Annotated in this window: 15 protein-coding genes; 8 read left to right on the forward strand and 7 right to left on the reverse strand. The window is 53.6% G+C overall.

Annotated elements, in window-relative coordinates:
* Window positions 1-155 precede the first annotated feature (155 nt).
* Genes VFE46_04410 through VFE46_04420 form a run of 3 tightly spaced genes read left to right on the forward strand, consistent with a single transcriptional unit; the run spans window position 156 to window position 2,038 of the window.
* Window positions 156-923 (forward strand): tetratricopeptide repeat protein, encoded by a 768-nt coding sequence (locus tag VFE46_04410; GenBank protein HZZ27229.1) that lies wholly within the window; start codon window positions 156-158, stop codon window positions 921-923.
* Between the two features lie 34 nt (window positions 924-957).
* Entirely contained in the window at window positions 958-1,407 is a 450-nt protein-coding gene (locus VFE46_04415; GenBank protein ID HZZ27230.1) for a hypothetical protein, read from the forward strand.
* Window positions 1,391-2,038 carry an ATPase, T2SS/T4P/T4SS family gene (locus tag VFE46_04420; GenBank protein HZZ27231.1) on the forward strand — a complete coding sequence of 216 codons (648 nt, stop codon included), beginning with the start codon at window positions 1,391-1,393 and terminating at the stop codon, window positions 2,036-2,038. The genes VFE46_04415 and VFE46_04420 overlap by 17 nt, the downstream gene beginning before the upstream one ends.
* Before the next feature lie 890 nt (window positions 2,039-2,928).
* Here the strand turns inward: VFE46_04420 and VFE46_04425 are convergent.
* From VFE46_04425 to VFE46_04435, 3 genes are all read right to left on the reverse strand, one after another.
* Window positions 2,929-3,552: a hypothetical protein gene (locus tag VFE46_04425; protein HZZ27232.1), complete on the reverse strand. Its 624-nt coding sequence runs from the start codon at window positions 3,550-3,552 to the stop codon at window positions 2,929-2,931.
* A 623-nt stretch (window positions 3,553-4,175) separates the two neighbouring features.
* Window positions 4,176-4,775, reverse strand: coding sequence for a VOC family protein (locus VFE46_04430; GenBank protein ID HZZ27233.1), 600 nt, complete (start codon window positions 4,773-4,775; stop codon window positions 4,176-4,178).
* A gap of 245 nt (window positions 4,776-5,020) precedes the next feature.
* Window positions 5,021-5,356: a hypothetical protein gene (locus VFE46_04435; protein ID HZZ27234.1), complete on the reverse strand. Its 336-nt coding sequence runs from the start codon at window positions 5,354-5,356 to the stop codon at window positions 5,021-5,023.
* A 432-nt stretch (window positions 5,357-5,788) separates the two neighbouring features.
* Here VFE46_04435 and VFE46_04440 point away from each other — a divergent pair, with 432 nt between their 5' ends.
* The 5 genes from VFE46_04440 (at window position 5,789) to VFE46_04460 (ending at window position 9,915) form a co-directional block, all read left to right on the forward strand.
* Window positions 5,789-5,998, forward strand: coding sequence for a hypothetical protein (locus VFE46_04440; GenBank protein HZZ27235.1), 210 nt, complete (start codon window positions 5,789-5,791; stop codon window positions 5,996-5,998).
* Between the two features lie 119 nt (window positions 5,999-6,117).
* Entirely contained in the window at window positions 6,118-7,350 is a 1,233-nt protein-coding gene (locus VFE46_04445) for a glycosyltransferase family 4 protein (protein ID HZZ27236.1), read from the forward strand.
* Entirely contained in the window at window positions 7,350-8,426 is a 1,077-nt protein-coding gene (locus tag VFE46_04450; GenBank protein ID HZZ27237.1) for a hypothetical protein, read from the forward strand. The genes VFE46_04445 and VFE46_04450 overlap by 1 nt, the downstream gene beginning before the upstream one ends.
* 50 nt (window positions 8,427-8,476) lie before the next feature.
* Window positions 8,477-9,481, forward strand: a complete 1,005-nt coding sequence (locus VFE46_04455) for a glycosidase (protein HZZ27238.1) — start codon at window positions 8,477-8,479, stop codon at window positions 9,479-9,481.
* 131 nt (window positions 9,482-9,612) lie between these two features.
* Window positions 9,613-9,915 carry a hypothetical protein gene (locus VFE46_04460; protein HZZ27239.1) on the forward strand — a complete coding sequence of 101 codons (303 nt, stop codon included), beginning with the start codon at window positions 9,613-9,615 and terminating at the stop codon, window positions 9,913-9,915.
* Here the strand turns inward: VFE46_04460 and VFE46_04465 are convergent.
* From VFE46_04465 to VFE46_04480, 4 genes are all read right to left on the reverse strand, one after another.
* Entirely contained in the window at window positions 9,893-10,168 is a 276-nt protein-coding gene (locus VFE46_04465) for a hypothetical protein (GenBank protein HZZ27240.1), read from the reverse strand. The genes VFE46_04460 and VFE46_04465 overlap by 23 nt on opposite strands.
* A gap of 1,157 nt (window positions 10,169-11,325) precedes the next feature.
* On the reverse strand, window positions 11,326-11,469 hold the full coding sequence (locus tag VFE46_04470; GenBank protein ID HZZ27241.1) for a hypothetical protein: 144 nt from the start codon (window positions 11,467-11,469) through the stop codon (window positions 11,326-11,328).
* Between the two features lie 57 nt (window positions 11,470-11,526).
* Window positions 11,527-13,719, reverse strand: coding sequence for a polysaccharide lyase family protein (locus VFE46_04475; protein ID HZZ27242.1), 2,193 nt, complete (start codon window positions 13,717-13,719; stop codon window positions 11,527-11,529).
* Between the two features lie 1,664 nt (window positions 13,720-15,383).
* The coding region (locus VFE46_04480; GenBank protein HZZ27243.1) for a hypothetical protein at window positions 15,384-15,637 on the reverse strand (254 nt) is incomplete at its 5' end.

Raw genomic sequence — 15,637 nt, forward strand, 5'->3', positions numbered from 1 at the left:
AAACCGCGCGCTTGGGCAAAAGTGGTTCTACTTGGGTCCACAACTTATCCGGTACTAATGCTGTCATTGATTTGCCTCCTTGCTAATCAAGAAGGCGGAATACTAACCATCCGTTCTAGGTTTTGAAATAGCGTCTTAAGAAATGATCTTTATGTATGCGATTCGATAAGCTCGAACTCCCAGAAGAACAGCCCGAACCGCCTCGAAAGCCAACTGTTCGGCCAGCCGATCAAGACGAACATTACTGGCTCAATCAGGCTGATGATCACCGTCGCGCGGGAGGTTATGAAGATGCTTTGCGTTTTTACTCCCGGGCACTCGAAGTTGAAAAAAGCTTGGTTGTTGCGTGGGTCGGACAAGTGCAAATGTTAGTTCAGTTAGGTGAATATCCCCAGGCCGAGCTCTGGAGTCGCAAGGCCCTTGAGTTTTTTCCGAATCAGCCAGAATTACTCGCCGGACGCGCGCAGGCGGTTTGTCGTTTGGGCGATCTCAAGCAAGCTCACGCTCTTAGCGATGGAGCTATGCAGCAGCGCGGCGATTCATCGTATTGCTGGTCGGTCAGAGGTGAAATAATGGTCGCCGGCAAACAAAAAACGGATCGAAGTTGCTTCGATCACGCACAATTGGTCAGTAGCGATTGGCTGGTGCCGTTAGAAATTGCCTTGATTTATCTACACTACAGAATTCCCAGTAAAGCCCTCCAACGCGCTCAAATCGCCGTTCAGCAGGCAGCCGCGTCTTTTTACGCATGGTTCATCCTGGGGCAATGCCAGCAAGAATTGGGATTTATCGAGCCAGCTCGTACTAGCTATAGCCGTTGCCTGGAACTTTCGCCTCGCCATTACGAAGCAGGCGTGCGCATCTCAGAATTAGGACGTGGGTCTTGGACCGCTACCGCCCGGCGTTGGTTTCGGCTGAGTTGAAACACGTTCATTGATAATTCCACCCGCGATCACTATGTCTTGGACTTTCGATAAGATTCTGAAAGGTGCCCGGCAACTTGGCGCTAGTGATGTACACCTGGTGAAAGGCGTTGCTCCTGCCATTCGCATCAATGGCGAAATTCGGCCCATTGCGGGTTCCCCATTGAGCAAATCAGAGCTTCTATCGCTCTATAATAATTTATTAAACGAGGAACAGCAGCGGCAATTCGAAAAGGATCTTCAACTCTGTTTTTCCCGGCAATTGGAGGATATTGGGCGATTCCGGATTAGTGTATACATGCACGCAGGATGTCATGAATTCGCGATTCGGTTATGCGAAACGACGATTCGTACGGCGGACGAACTGGGTCTGCCACAAGTACTCACTGAATTAACGCGTTTGCCAAATGGTTTGGTGCTCGTAACCGGGCCTATTGGAATGGGGAAAGACTACGACGTTGAACTTCATGATCAACGCGATTAATAGCACAAGGCGTGCCAAAATAATCACAGTAGAAGATCCGGTTGAATTCGCGCACCAAAACAATCGCAGCATCGTCATTCAGCAGGAATTACTTAGCGACGTCAAGTCGTACCAACTGGCTTTAAGACACATTTTACGTCAGGATCCCGACGTCATTGTCATTGGCGAGATGCGCGATCTTGAAACGATTGAAACTGCCTTGATCGCTGCCGAAACGGGCCATTTAGTGATTGCCACTCTGCACACGCCTGACGCCGCCCAGACAGTGCAACGAATTTATAGTGTCTTTCCTGCGCAGGAGCAGAATGCCATTACCGTGCAGCTGGCAAATAGCTTGCAGGCGCTACTTGCACAGAAACTGTTGCCGCGAGCCGGGGGTTCCGGACGAGTTCTGGCCTGCGAAGTATGCATTGCTACGCACGCCGTGCGAAATCACATTCGCGAACGTCAGGTTCATCAGCTTTATAGTGAGATGCAAACCGGTCGAAAGTATCAAATGCAGACGATGGATCAAGTTCTGCTCGAGCTTTATCAAAAAGGTGACATTACCTATGATGTCGCACTTTCAAATGCACGCGATCCGCAATATATCCGGCATCGAGTTGGAGAAAAAGTCAAACACAGTGTCTAGATTTCAGCTGATCACTAAGTGCATGATTGCGCCTGCGATTGTTGCCGTGGCTACTTATCTCATTGTTCCGCAAGTCGAAAAAGTTTGGGGATGATCCGCCAAAATTCGCGGCAGTGGCTTCCTCAGCTCCTTCCCTCGATCTTCACCGCGCATTCCGTCAGCGACGCCAAAAAAATCGACCGTAGGGCGCGAGGATCCAAAATGACCACCATTCCGGTATCGGTTTTCGTACGATTTCTGTTGGGTGAATGCCCTAGATTGACGGCCTGACCGGCGCAAGCTTGGCTGTTGTCCGAAATGACTTTCTCACGACATTTTTCTTCACGCCGCACCTCCTCTTGTCTTCCCGTCCTGAAACTGTTGCCCAGTAGTACCTGAACCATCTGCGAATTTGGCTCAGTGGCCAACGGCTAAAGAAAAGCGGCTCCCAGGCCGCCCGGGTGGGCCGGCCCAGGAGCGCGCGGTCGACATTGCAAGTGAGTCCGCTCCACGTCAAGCACTCTGCGAAATGGTGTCCTAGTGTTACGACTCAATCTCTCGGACTGCCAAAGGAGTCCGACGGATACTCTAGGCAGCACCTAGCGATGGCGCCTTCGCCGCTTGCGTCGCCCGGCCCGAAACCCCAATCGGCTGCCAAGTCGTTTGCCATGGCGGAAAGACCAATAACCAATCACGGCAACGAACACCAAAACCAACAATGGATCCATGATCCACCTCCTTAGCGGCGGCAGCGGCAGCTCGGTCGACCGTGACGTCGCGGTGGCCGCCACTTCCTGTTAAACAACCACACAATGACTGCCAGGCAGACCAAACACCCGAAAGAATTCATGAGGTGCTCCAAAAATGTAAAATGACGTAACCAGCCAGAACAGGAAATCACCATCACTCTCTCAGGCTGCACTGACGCCAGGCTGCAACCCACTTTGAAACTGTCCCCAGTGCTGCCGGAACCAACTGCGGAGCTGGCTGATCCGCGCTGGGCAGAGCCCGAATTGCCTGGCCACCACCTCCCGCGTTGAGCCGCCCTTCGCCAGGGCGCGTTGGCGTCGGGACAGCGTCTCCAGCCACGCGGCCACGTCGATCCGGGCAGCTGCAGTCTCGGCCGGACCCACATGCCGGTCTTCGACCAATAGCTGCTTCAATTCACCGGACTGCTCGCTGCGTCGATCGATTCGTTCGACCGTGAAACCATGAATCCGGCAGGCGTAGGGAAACAGCAGGTCATGTTGGTTTAGCTGGCTGCCGACTAGCCGCCCGGCACGGACATGGCGAATGGCAAACTGGGCCAGTGGAGTGGGATAAGCCACGGCCAATTTGTTTCGACGTGCCAGTCTGATGCACGCGCAATAAGCATTTACTATCACTTCCTGCGTCAATTCTTGCCGGGCTTCGGCCCGTTGGCCACGGAAAGCAATCCACGCCTGCCGGCGAATCAAAGGCAACATTTTCAGAAACTGGTCGTGAACAAACTCGGCTCGATGATCAGCGGAAATCGTTCCTAACGGCGCAATCATGGGACGGCTCCTCGTGAAGGAGGACCGCCCTAGCTGGGCGGCCCTGTTGGGAAAACAAGACCGCCCAGCACCGCGCCGAGCGTCAACTTAGAAAGTCAGATACCCGCGCGGTTCAGATATGCACCCGGAAAGGAAACTCCCCGGCCAGATCACCAGCGGCATGAACCGGTGTGGTTTGATCGATTTAATTAACGATGTAGTTAGCCGGCGGTACACACTGAGCATCACCACAGTCGGCCGAGCGATCCGGATTACCAGGCGCTGCAGCGCCGAGAAGCCCTGATTTGATGGCAATGTGGCACTTTGAATTCTGACATGAGTTTAGATATCCCATCACCCGAAGATTGGCGGCCCATCGGACTTGCGACAATTCGTGCCGGTAAACCAACGTTTTTTGGCTTGGCCGTAGGGTGCCGTTCCGATCCGCCGGTTGATTTGACCAAAGCGCGGTAACGTGGCATCTGAGCGTGGAAATGGGCTGCCCCGAGAATTACTCGTCACACACAAGCTTAGGAACGTCAACCGCGGCGTGCCGCCTCGATTACAGCGATGTCGATCTTTTTCATCGTCATCATCGCATGGAATGCGCGTTTGGCGGCGGCGCGATCGGGATCGGTGCCCGCTTACGTCAGGGCGATCGGCGTAATCTGCCAGGACAATCCCCATTTGTCCTTGCACCAGCCGAACGCGCTCTCCTGGCCGCCGTTGCCGACGTTCCAGTAGCAATCCGTTTCGGCCTGGTCATCGGATGCGACCTGAAACGAGAATGCTTCGTTGTGCTTGAACGTGGGGCCACCATTGAGGCCGACGCAGGGAATGCCCATCACAGTGAATTCGACGGTCAACACATCCCCTTGCTTCCCGGACGGAAAGTCTCCCGGAGCGAGGTTCACCGCGCCAACAGATGAATCGGGAAAAGTCTTGGCATAAAACTGCGCCGCGTCCTCCCCATAAAGTTCGCATTTCTTGTGCCGTTCCGGCTGCTTCGCTGTACATCGCATCCCTGTCAGGCGGAGTGTCAAATCAGGATCGACGGGAACGGATTCATTTGAAGCGAACGCAGTTTCCGGCCGACGTCTTGTCGGCAATTTGAATTGTAAGAACGGAGTGGGCGGCGAGCGAGTGGTTTGCAATGGGCTCGCAAGGCCCATACTATGTGTAGCGTCTGCAAACTGTGTCTTTCGCAATTGATGGAGTCGTGTAGATTCCTGAGCAAAGGCCATGACGAATGGAATGATCGCTACCGGGACAACTTCCGTGGGACACAGGTCGGCCTTCCTCGGAGTTGCAACGTGGGCAATGTTGCCTAAACCCATTTGTAGCGCGATCGTGGCATTAGCCTTGTCGCAGGATTAAGTGTCAATGACCATAGGAACGATCGCACGGCTATTGAACTCTTTGTTCCGGCATAGAATTGCTTGTGGAACAAACATTCCAGACGTTCGGAGTCAGCTACCAGGCAAACGACTTAATTCGATCCGCCATCGACTTTCATTTTCGCTGGTTGCGCAGGATGGGAATGCATGGCGCTGTGTGAGCAGATCGTCAAATTAACACACGAAAACCTCGCTTTGCCAACGGAAGCAGGGTTAATTACTTCTTCCGCCGAAATAAAGTAGATATATCGCTGGCAATCAAGGATTCCGCCTTGTATTCGTCGAGCATCAGCGTATGCTCTATTGGTGAGAAGTGTCCAAATGAACAGCAGACACTGCTCTGCTGAATTGATCGCGTGCTGTTTCGGATGACTAGATAAAAAGCAATCCGTCGGTGCCGGGCGGCTAATTAAAAAGTAAACCGACATGGTTGATCGCCTCAGGGTGCGGCTCATGTCGGTTTTTTTGTGAGCCTCCAGCGTTTGCAACTCTGGTAGACGGCAAGGGGTCTTCAATGCAACAACCCAATCTCGTCAACTCGAATGTAGCGTGCCAGATCGGCAAAGCCGCTTTAGCATTTCACTAAAAGCAGGCGGCGAACAAATCGTCAAAACGGTAACTTAACCAGATTAGTGCCGTCTTCCCAGACGGAACATAGATTCATCTGGAGTCTGCTTGTCGCCGCATGTAGGGCGGCCAAGCACTCGAAAACGAGTTGGTCGCAAAGACAGAGATTGCGACCTTCGAAAGATATGCGCTGCGGTGTGACTCGCGCACCATTGATTGGCTCCATGGGTGCGGCTGCAAAAGCGCCGCGAGTCATCCGCAGCGCACTGAAAAGCGTTTGTTAAGAGGAAAAGGTGTTTGAGCGGTCCGACGCCTATTTCTCATCGAAACTGGCGCAATACAACGAGTTTTTTGAAATTGGAGGCATACCCATGAAGCGATGCGGCGATAAGTCGTCGACGAAGACTGAAATAGAAATCACCACACCCGGCGGCAAGACGACGATTACCGCCAAGAAAGATGTCAAACCGACTGGCGAAAATCCGCCGTCGGCGCATCCTTGAGGAGTAACACGCAGTTTTTGATCGTTAGTTAATAGTTTACGTGTTTTTAAAAGGAACAAAAGCTTTCGCTGATCGGCTAAGTTGCCGACTTCGAGCGGAAACAACGCAGGAGGTGATGAGTGAATGCCGTGCGACCGTTATTTATATCGACTTACCCGCCCGAAGAATGCGGATTGGCAACTTTTACGCGCGATTCCGCCGACGCCGTGGACTTGGCGACTGCGGAGCCAATTTCATCGGTGGCGGCGATTCAGAAAACGCAGTCGTTGAGCTACGACGATCCGCGCGTGGTGCACGTGATCGATAACAACTGCGATGATGCGTACAACATGGCGGCCGAAATTGCCAATGATGGCCCGTGCGATGTCGTAAATTTACAGCACGAGTTCGGTCTCTATCCAGGCGAGTGGGGTGAACGCATCTTGAAATTTGTGCATGCTTGTCGCAAACCAATTGTCACGACTTTCCATACGCTGCTGACCCAGCCCGATCCGTTGCCCAGGCATTTGATTCAAAACCTTGCGTTCCACAGTCACGGCATTATCGTGATGACGAAGGTTGCACGCCAGCTTCTCTCAGATGTGTACAGCGTGCCGGCAAGTACAGTGCGAGTTATCCCGCACGGTGTGCCAGTAGTACCATTTGAACGTGACGAACGGCAAAAAGCGCGATTGGGCTTCACAGGGCGACAAGTCATCTGTACGTTTGGGCTAATCAATCGTGGTAAAGGACTGGAATACATGATTCAGGCCATGCCGCAGATTGTCGCGGCATGTCCGCAGGCGATGTACCTGATCGTGGGAGCCACTCACCCTCAAGTAAAGCGCCAGGAAGGCGAGGTGTATCGTGAAAGCTTAATCGCTATGGCGGAAAAATTAGGCATTGGAAAGCACGTGCAATTTATCAATCAGTTTCTCAGTTTGCCTGAATTACTCGCACATCTGCAAGCCTGTGACGTGTTTGTTACTCCGTATCCTGGAAAAGACCAGATTGCCAGCGGCACTTTGGCGTATGCATTGGCCGCTGGACTGGCCGTGGTAAGCACGCCCTATTTGTACGCTCAAGAAGTGCTGTCTGACGGGCGAGGATTGCTGGTGCCATTTGGTCACAGTGCTGGCTTTGCCGATGCAACGATCCGATTTCTAAACGATACCCCCTTCCAAATCGAAACGCGTCGCAGGGCTTACAATTATTCCAAGTCTATGGCATGGCCCAACGTGGGTCGGCGATATTTGGAATTATTCAATCATGTAACGCAAAATAATTCAGGTCGAGTAATACAGGTATCCAGAATTGCTCTTGTACCGAGCAATGCACATCGACGTTCCAAAGTCATGCAAGGAGGCAAATAATGCCTGTTCACGATTGGATTATTTTAGATCATCTGGATCGCATGACTGACTCAACGGGTCTGATCCAACACGCTATTTACAGCGTTCCGCGGCGAGAAAGCGGGTACACCACCGACGATAACGCGCGGGCTTTACGGCTGTGTGTTCGCTTGAGGAGCCACGGCCCAGACAATCGCATGTTGGACCGGATCACAAATTATTTGAGTTTTTTGGAACATGCCCGTCACCCGGTGCGCGGTTTTCATAACTTCCTGAGCTACCAGCGCGATTGGTTGGATGCCGGCGGCACCGGCGATTGCCAGGGCCAAGCCATCCGCGCATTGGCGGAGGTGCTTGGCAGCGATTTGGCCGACGGCCATCGTGCGTTGGCTCGTGAATTGATCGATAGCGTTCTGCCTGTGCTGGCCGACTTGCGCAGTCTGCGCGCCCAGGCATATGTGATTTTAGCCTGGGGGCACTTGTGGACTGCCGGAGTGAAGAACATCGAATTTCTGGAAACGGTAGCCCGGTCTGCAGCCCAGCGGCTGGTGGAATGCTATCGCCGCTCCGAGCGGCCCGATTGGCAATGGTATGAATCCCGCCTGACCTATGCTAATGCGGTATTGCCACACGCGTTGTTCATTGCCGCCCGGCGCTGGCCCGCTGAGGACTTTGCCGATGTGGCCGAAAAATCGTTTGCTTTCCTCGACCGTTCAACAACGTCGGAAAATGTTTTTTGGCCGATCGGCAACAGCGATTGGTACTCACACGGCGAACGCAAGTCGCTGTACGATCAACAGCCCGTGGAAGCGGCAATGATGGCCGATGCCGCGCTGGCCGCATTCTGTTTACTGCGAGACGAAAAATATTTGTCGATCTTTTGTCGAGCGCACGACTGGTTTCATGGCCGAAACAGCCTCAAGCAGCAAATGATCGATGCTGAGTCGGGTGGCTGCTTCGACGGCCTGCAAGCGTCAGGACTAAATCGAAACCAAGGAGCAGAATCGACGCTCGCTCATTTGTGGACGGAGGTCCATAACGTAGAAATGCAGCTGGCAATGAACGATTCACTGGAAGCCGGGGTTGCACGCATCTGATCTCAAGTGGTTTGCAGAGGAAATGTTTCTCAACAGATAAGGAAATCTTAATGCTTCGAGAATCGAAAATACCCAGCTTGTATACCGAGCTGTTCCATCGGCATCCGGACAACCCTATTCTTACTGCTCAGGATTGGCCCTATCCGGCGCATACCGCTTTCAATGCCGGCGCATGCCAGGTGGGCAACGAAACCGTTTTATTGGTGCGCGTCGAAGATCGTCGCGGCCATTCGCATCTGACCGTGGCCAGAAGCAACGACGGCATCTCGAATTGGCAAATCGACTCCAAACCCAGCTTTCCGCCCGATCCGGCAAATTTTTCGGAAGAAGCTTGGGGCGTGGAAGATCCGCGACTGACATGGGTAGAAGAACGCAAAGAATGGATTATTGCCTATACCGCCTTCTCCCCCAGTGGACCGCTGGTGTCGTTGGCGGCAACCAAAGATTTCGTCACGTTCAATCGGCTCGGACCAGTCATGCCTCCGGAGGATAAAGATGCCGCTGTTTTCCCCAGGAAATTCGGCGGCCGCTATGCGATGATTCATCGGCCGGTTTCCACCGGAAGCTCCGGGGCGCATATTTGGCTTTCGTTCTCGCCCGATCTCACGCATTGGGGCGATCATCATATCCTCTTGCATGCGCGGCGTGGCGCCTGGTGGGATGCAAACAAAATAGGCCTGAGTCCGCCACCCCTGGAAACGCCCGAAGGCTGGTTAATTTTGTATCATGGCGTTCGAAACACCGCCGGCGGATGCTTGTACCGCTTGGGGCTGGCTCTCTTGGATTTGGAAGACCCGTGTCGCGTTCTTCATCGCAGTGACGAATGGATTTTTGCGCCCGAAATGACCTACGAGCGCCAAGGAGATGTTAGTGGAGTCGTGTTTCCATGCGGCTGGATATTAGACCAGCCCAGCGGCGCAATCCGTATTTATTATGGAGGCGCCGACACCTGCGTTGCGCTCGCTACTGCGCAACTTTCCGATCTCCTCAGCTATTTAAGAAATTGTCCTGCACCTTCAGCAAAAAAACGCCTCGGAATGACTTTGTTAGACTGAGAAACCTAACCACGTTTATATTTCGTTGCAGGGAGATGGTGCAATATACTGCAAATAAGTTCTCGGTTTGGCTGCAATCATCGCACGATTTATATAAAACCCCATGTCACTAATCTCAATAAAAAAACAACATGGCCGATGAAAAACAGTTGAACGCAATCCGGTTTTTCTGCAAGAAGCCTTTTTCCGACAACGGAGCTAAAAAGTCGAAGGGGCCGACGTACCATTGCTGGAGTGACTTGGTCCAGCAGATTTCCTACTTTGACTTCGGCCATACCCAAAAAGACCAAGCCCTCGTTGAAAATGTGGATCGAATAGTACGCAAAGAGTTTCCTAATGATGAGCACTGGGACCGCACCGTTAAGGCTCAGGGTGCTCACGAGAAAATTCTGTCGATCATTCGTCAAAGTTTTACGAACGTGGGGGCAGCATAGATGATCGATGAATCGCGTCCAGCGCCATATTGATCCTTCGAACGGTAAGCCCCAATTGTTTGGCAACCGATGCGATGGAATAATCTTTGTCGATCAACTTGACGATTTTAAGGTCTAAATTCTCTTTTTTATTTTTCGCCTTGGCTTCCAGATTTGTGGTTCGCGCTTGTGCTGCGCGCCTCGCATCCTTTTCTCTTGATTGTTGCCCACGGCGTTTTTCTCGCCGGAATCTATCCGCTTCCTTGTCTGACATCACTCCTCCATCTTTTGGTTAATGATTCTGTTACCGAATGTGATTGATGGTCAGTGATCGCGCATCGCACGTGTTCCCCGATGGAAGACTGGCAGTACGAAACTCACGAGCAAGCCGAAAAAACCCTTTCGCTTGAGCCTGCAACCGATTGAGGCGGTCAGGTGCCGATGGGTTGTATACGCATGGTAGCAATCAAAGTATCAAGAACTCGTCGAATGTGAAGTAGTTGGCGCTCCGTTCTACGTCTTGGAACCTTCAAACCAGAGATGACGCCAGCGTGTTAGTGCGCTGCAAATGCGCTGCATTCTGGGCGCCTAAAGCGTCCCAAATCGGACGCGAGAGCAAACTTGCCACATGGATTTGCTTCAGGGAAGCGCTGTCAGCAGAACAATCCTTTTTGAAACTTTCGCCACGTAAGCGTCATGTACAGTACCACATTTCGGTCACATCGGCCCGTATATCTGAGAGCCGAATGGCGCCGATGGACCAGCGAGAAAAGTCGCACGTTTCTTGATAGGCGCGAACAAATCACCACATTGTTGGCACATCCCCGGCGTCTTGATAACTCATTTCCATGCTCGGCCTGACACTCGGCGGCTGTTCGGGCCCAAGAAACGGCTCATCAAACGAACTATTTTCGGATTCGAGTGCAAATCCTGTTGCCCCGATCTGAATAAGTTTGAATGCCCTTCGACGTTTGTGTCGGAGGGCTTTCTCATTGTTGGGACAACAGTTGCGCCATTAAGGCGGCAATTCAAAAACACGATATGCAGGATTCGACGTTTCGTTGCGTAGTCGGCATTAACCCGCTGCTTGGTGCGATTGCGATGGTTCAAAAACTTTGGCCGCTAATTCGGCAGTTTCGTCGTGAGAACGGTCCAGAACGCCAAGCTGCATCGGATTGCCTGCTGAATAAAGCCGCCTAACTTTGTGGCTTGGCATTGCTGATTGGTTAAAAATGAAGTGCACAAATCCTCAATACCCGGCTATTGGAAAGTGCGTGTGATGTTCTTGGCAATGGGACCTGCGGCCCGTCACTGCTTCATCGACCGTCAAAACTAGGCTTTCAGCGCTGCCCGAGTGCGCTCCACGAGCTGATTGTCGGATTGTTGTGGACCCCGCAGATTGAACACGCCGGCCGGGAGGTAGCGATTCCATCAGCTCGGCGATACATGATAGTAATCCTCCAGCACGGCGGAGCTGAACTTGTAATCGTGGGCATTGTTTCCTTTGAGGAATACCAGCAGCCGGGCGGCGTCGATAAAGGGAACCGCGCGTGCCTCCGGCAGGAGAGTATTCACATCGCCAGCACTTAGGCGCGGACTTGGAAGTGGACCCCTGGCACGGCCAGCATCGGCTCACAACTTGGCAGGCGGGACGGATGAGTTGTCGGGCTTGTAATCTTCGTTGAGCTCAAGCCGCAGGTAGTCGTACACGACACCAGAAGTGAGTTGGCCGGCAGGGACGGTGAGCTGCATTTCATTTTCGCCCTGCTTCATCAGTGTGGCATCAAAAGTCAACGTCAATTCCTGCCAGACGCTTTTGTTGGTGTTATAGCGCAGCGCATTCGTGGCCATCGGCCGGATGGTGCCGGCGCTCTGGCCGTTGACCGCCACGGCCAATCCGCCGTAGCCATCGGCTCCGGCTAGTGCCACGCGCAGGGCCGCCTGCCCCTTGGGGGCTGTCTCCATGTTGAATTTGATGGTCCACGTGGTCGCGCGGCCGCGGCCATAGGTGCGCCACGGGCCAGTGGTGTCGCTCTGCGGATAGGTGTCCAGAGACTCCGCCTTGACCCAGCCAAAGCGCTGGTTGGCGGGATCCTTCGCCTCTGAGTTTAGCCAGGCCAGCGAATCCCCGTGCGGCACCTGCTCGAAAAACCAGTCCTTGTGGTAATCGCTCTTGCCGATGGTGTAGGTGATGTCGTTGGGGAACAACAGGGGGTAGCGCAGGCACCAGCCCCAGAGCCAATAGTTATCCCCATCTCCCTTGTAGAATTTGTCGCCGGTGCGGTCGGGATAGCCGATGTCCCACACCTGCTTGCCGTAACGCACGGGCTGCCATTCGAGCTTGCTCAGCTCTAGCGTCTTGCCGGCCTCGACGGTGATGTCGGTCTGCGCGAATTCGCCCAGTACGCCATCGGCGAAGGCGTGCAGCGAGTAGGCGCCGGGGCGAACGTTGGTAATCGTGAATTTGCCGTCCTCGCTCCCATCGTTCCAGAACTGGTAGAACTTCGCGTCGTGTGCCCAGTCCACCATTCCGCTGCCGCGCCCAAAACCCCGCCGTGCGCCAACGGGTGCAGTGGCACTGCCGGCAGCTTGGGGCGGACCGCCCCGCCTGTTGCCGCGAGTGTAATCCGGATGAGCCAGTCCCACTGTCAGGTTGGGCAGCTTGGTCGTGGTCGCCTGAGGATCGTTCAGCACGATTTGCCCCGTTACCGTCCCGCGTTCGTCCTTATGCGGGTAGTCCACACCGTTAACCCAGTCGTAGGGCCAAAGGGCTTTCTCCTTTTTGGCCTGGCTCAGCGCGTCCTGCCACAACATGGTCGCGTTGTCCTTCCACGCGGCGGGAACGGTGGGATTGCCGGCGGTCGCAGCCAATGTGTCGAGATCGGTCTTGGTAGGGACCTGGGGGTTGCTCAGAGAGTTGCAATAAACAAAGATCGGGCCGATAACCTTGCTCCATTCTTCGCCGGCATCCATGGTGCAACTTGCGCCGCCGTAATGGGTCCCACGCCAGTAGTCCAGGATGATCGGGTCGGGGTTATCGTTGTCATGGTAGTGGCAGACTAATTCCTGTTTCGACGCGCCGCCGCTGAGATATTCGATGGTGGGGTTAATGAACCAGACGCCGATGTGGTCCTTAGTGCTCGACCACCCGTACGCAGGAATTTTGTATTGGATCGCGTTATAGCTGTATTTGTGCTCGACGGAGTTTTTGTAGACGCCTTGGCTCAAGATCCGCTGTTCCTTCGCATGGACCACAACGCCGGTGCCCCAGTCTCGAGGCGCACATTCCAGAAGGTTGCGATCCGCGTCTACCGAAAGCCAGTCGAACGTCTTGCTGAGAAAGGTGATGAAGCGGCTTTCGCCGATGCCCATCGCGCCATAGGCGGCCGGATGGGAAAAAATCGCGTAGGTGTAAATGCCGCTCTCGCCGCGGCCCAGGGCGCAGCGGATTTCAATGTCGCAATAGGTTCCGCCGCCGGGCGCGCTAGGCGTGAGCAGGACGGTGCCGCCGGTAACTCCCTTAACGGCAACCTCGGCACGCTCACCGCCATTATTTGCCGGGTCGATCGTGAGTGTTTCGGTTAATTGTGGCGCCAACTGAGGAGTTTGCTCCCAGATTCCGCCGGCACTCATGGTCTCGATACCGTGATAAATCAGCGATCGCATGTTGCCGCTGCGCTTATTAACCGTCGCCTTAACGATGCCATTGTCGAGTGTCCAGTTGTTGCCGTTGTCGATGGCGGTCACGGGGACGTTGACTTCGGATTTAGCGACCACCGGCGCGACATCGGCGGCGCGCAGCACAGACACGGCCATCGCCAGCATAAATAGGCCAGACACGAGGTAGCCGCGCTGAACGGTAGACTGAGGAATTATCACGAGGGTCCCCCCTTAGGATTTGCCTTTTATCCCGCAGCCGATTATTTGACGCTGCGCTGTGGCGGGAAATTATTGGCGGCTTCACTCATTCATACTCCAAGATATCAAGACTAGTTGACGAATCAATTGTCAGCGACGGGAACACCCGAACCTAGAATGTTGAAAGGTGGGTCGATTACAACCAGATACCTGCTTGATCGTGGCCCCGCACCCTGGCGAAATGGGCCCGCGGTTTTGGCACCCGTGGCCGATCAGGACCAGAGAGGACAGAGTATTCGCTTACGGTTCTGCGGTAACAGTGCAAATCCCTAATCAATTGAGAGGGCGGGTGCAAATTGAACGAACGTGATGTGACAACTCTGCGGCAAAAACTGTTCGATGGACAAAAAATTACCCGAGCCTCGCTAGCCAAAGCCGAAGTACTCGTGGATCGTTTGAATCCAGAGAGCCCACTGCGCATGCGCCTGGCAACAGAGCTAAAAGAAATTCTGCAGCTCAGGCAGAAGAACTAAAGCGAATCTTGAATTCGCGTCAATATCTTGGCTGGTGGATCTGCTAGAATGAGGGACGACAGTGCACGGTTCATTCGAACGGTGGCACTACACATTTAGCGTTCGGAGCAACATGCACGTCCTGAAGCCCGACCCCATCTTTCATCAGCCCCCGCAGAAGCTTTGTCCGATTTGTAGTGCGGCTTCCTATTCTCGTGACGGCATTCATCCCCAGTGCGCGGTTCAGCAGGCTGACGAACCGCGGAGCTTACGCCTGCGACTCAAGCGACGCGAGAAAGCCAAAGCGGATAAGCCAAAACAAGGATCGTGGACGATTAAGAAATGTCCCAAATGCGACGCCCAGGTACACGCTCGACGGGCAAAATGTGACTGTGGACACAATTTGGATAGTCGCTGATCGCCTAACTTCCGATTACTTTTATTGGTCCAAGCTAGCTGAAGCTATAACGGAACTTACGATGGCGATTGTTCCCCTGGCGGGGCAACTGCATTTCTACTGGCCCACGACGCGGAACTGCCCCACTGGCATTAGATTCTATTTTCCTGCGGCTCTGTTTGATCGTCGCTTGCATCCCGATGAAATGGGCCAGCGGTTTCCGCGAGAAACGCTGCCAAGCTGGTACCTTAGCACGTTGGAATCGACCCGTGGATTTCAGTTACTGGTAACTGGAAGCGTTGTGTCCCGGACACGATATCCACGCGAACCGTTATTAAGAACTCAGCACATAGGCGACAGTCAGAGCGCTACAGCTGGCCGGACTTTATGCGCCGAACCACGGCTGGTTTTAATTCGCAGATTGACACCTTGGCGAGCAACATACGGGATAAAAAGCCGGAAGCGAATTAATCCAAAACAGATCGGTTATTGGCGTTCAGGTACAAAATAATTTTTTCAATCCGACCACATCATAAGGAGCGGCCAGCGGTCAAATCATGGAGCGCCCACTGTTGTGGTCAGCCGCTTCTGAACTTCGTCGCAGATTTTGGCGGCCAATTCGGGCACTTTCGAAGTTCCTCCCGCGACTGAAAACTGCATCAATTTTCCATCTGGCGCAGTTAATAATGCTTAAACAACAACTCTGAGTTGGGTTAATAAGATTAGGCATTGCTGGAGACGAGCGCCTCAATTTCGCAGAAATGCGCATCGGTTTGATGATCGCCAAGATTGTCGAACTGCTCCCAGGAGGACATATTTGCTGGGTCATCAGATCTAGAAAAGACTTCGTCGACCATGCTCAACAGCAGACGGTGGTTGACTCCCATCGCGCTGACTGAGGGTGCAACATCGCCCGCTGGGATTTGGTTGTCCAAGAGAATTGGCATGGGCCTAGCCCCAAAATCAAACGGCGGTT

It is taken from the genome of Pirellulales bacterium (genome assembly GCA_035656635.1).
In the GTDB taxonomy this organism is placed as follows: Bacteria; Planctomycetota; Planctomycetia; order Pirellulales; family JADZDJ01; genus DATJYL01.

What these genes read in the sequence shown, in the direction of transcription:
- VFE46_04410 (HZZ27229.1), top strand. Translation starts at nt 156, where the DNA reads ATGCGATTCGATAAGCTCGAACTCCCAGAAGAACAGCCCGAACCGCCT.
- VFE46_04415 (HZZ27230.1), top strand. Translation starts at nt 958, where the DNA reads ATGTCTTGGACTTTCGATAAGATTCTGAAAGGTGCCCGGCAACTTGGC.
- VFE46_04420 (HZZ27231.1), top strand. Translation starts at nt 1,391, where the DNA reads ATGATCAACGCGATTAATAGCACAAGGCGTGCCAAAATAATCACAGTA.
- VFE46_04425 (HZZ27232.1), bottom strand. Translation starts at nt 3,552, where the DNA reads ATGATTGCGCCGTTAGGAACGATTTCCGCTGATCATCGAGCCGAGTTT.
- VFE46_04430 (HZZ27233.1), bottom strand. Translation starts at nt 4,775, where the DNA reads ATGGCCTTTGCTCAGGAATCTACACGACTCCATCAATTGCGAAAGACA.
- VFE46_04435 (HZZ27234.1), bottom strand. Translation starts at nt 5,356, where the DNA reads ATGTCGGTTTACTTTTTAATTAGCCGCCCGGCACCGACGGATTGCTTT.
- VFE46_04450 (HZZ27237.1), top strand. Translation starts at nt 7,350, where the DNA reads ATGCCTGTTCACGATTGGATTATTTTAGATCATCTGGATCGCATGACT.
- VFE46_04455 (HZZ27238.1), top strand. Translation starts at nt 8,477, where the DNA reads ATGCTTCGAGAATCGAAAATACCCAGCTTGTATACCGAGCTGTTCCAT.
- VFE46_04460 (HZZ27239.1), top strand. Translation starts at nt 9,613, where the DNA reads ATGGCCGATGAAAAACAGTTGAACGCAATCCGGTTTTTCTGCAAGAAG.
- VFE46_04465 (HZZ27240.1), bottom strand. Translation starts at nt 10,168, where the DNA reads ATGTCAGACAAGGAAGCGGATAGATTCCGGCGAGAAAAACGCCGTGGG.
- VFE46_04475 (HZZ27242.1), bottom strand. Translation starts at nt 13,719, where the DNA reads ATGCTGGCGATGGCCGTGTCTGTGCTGCGCGCCGCCGATGTCGCGCCG.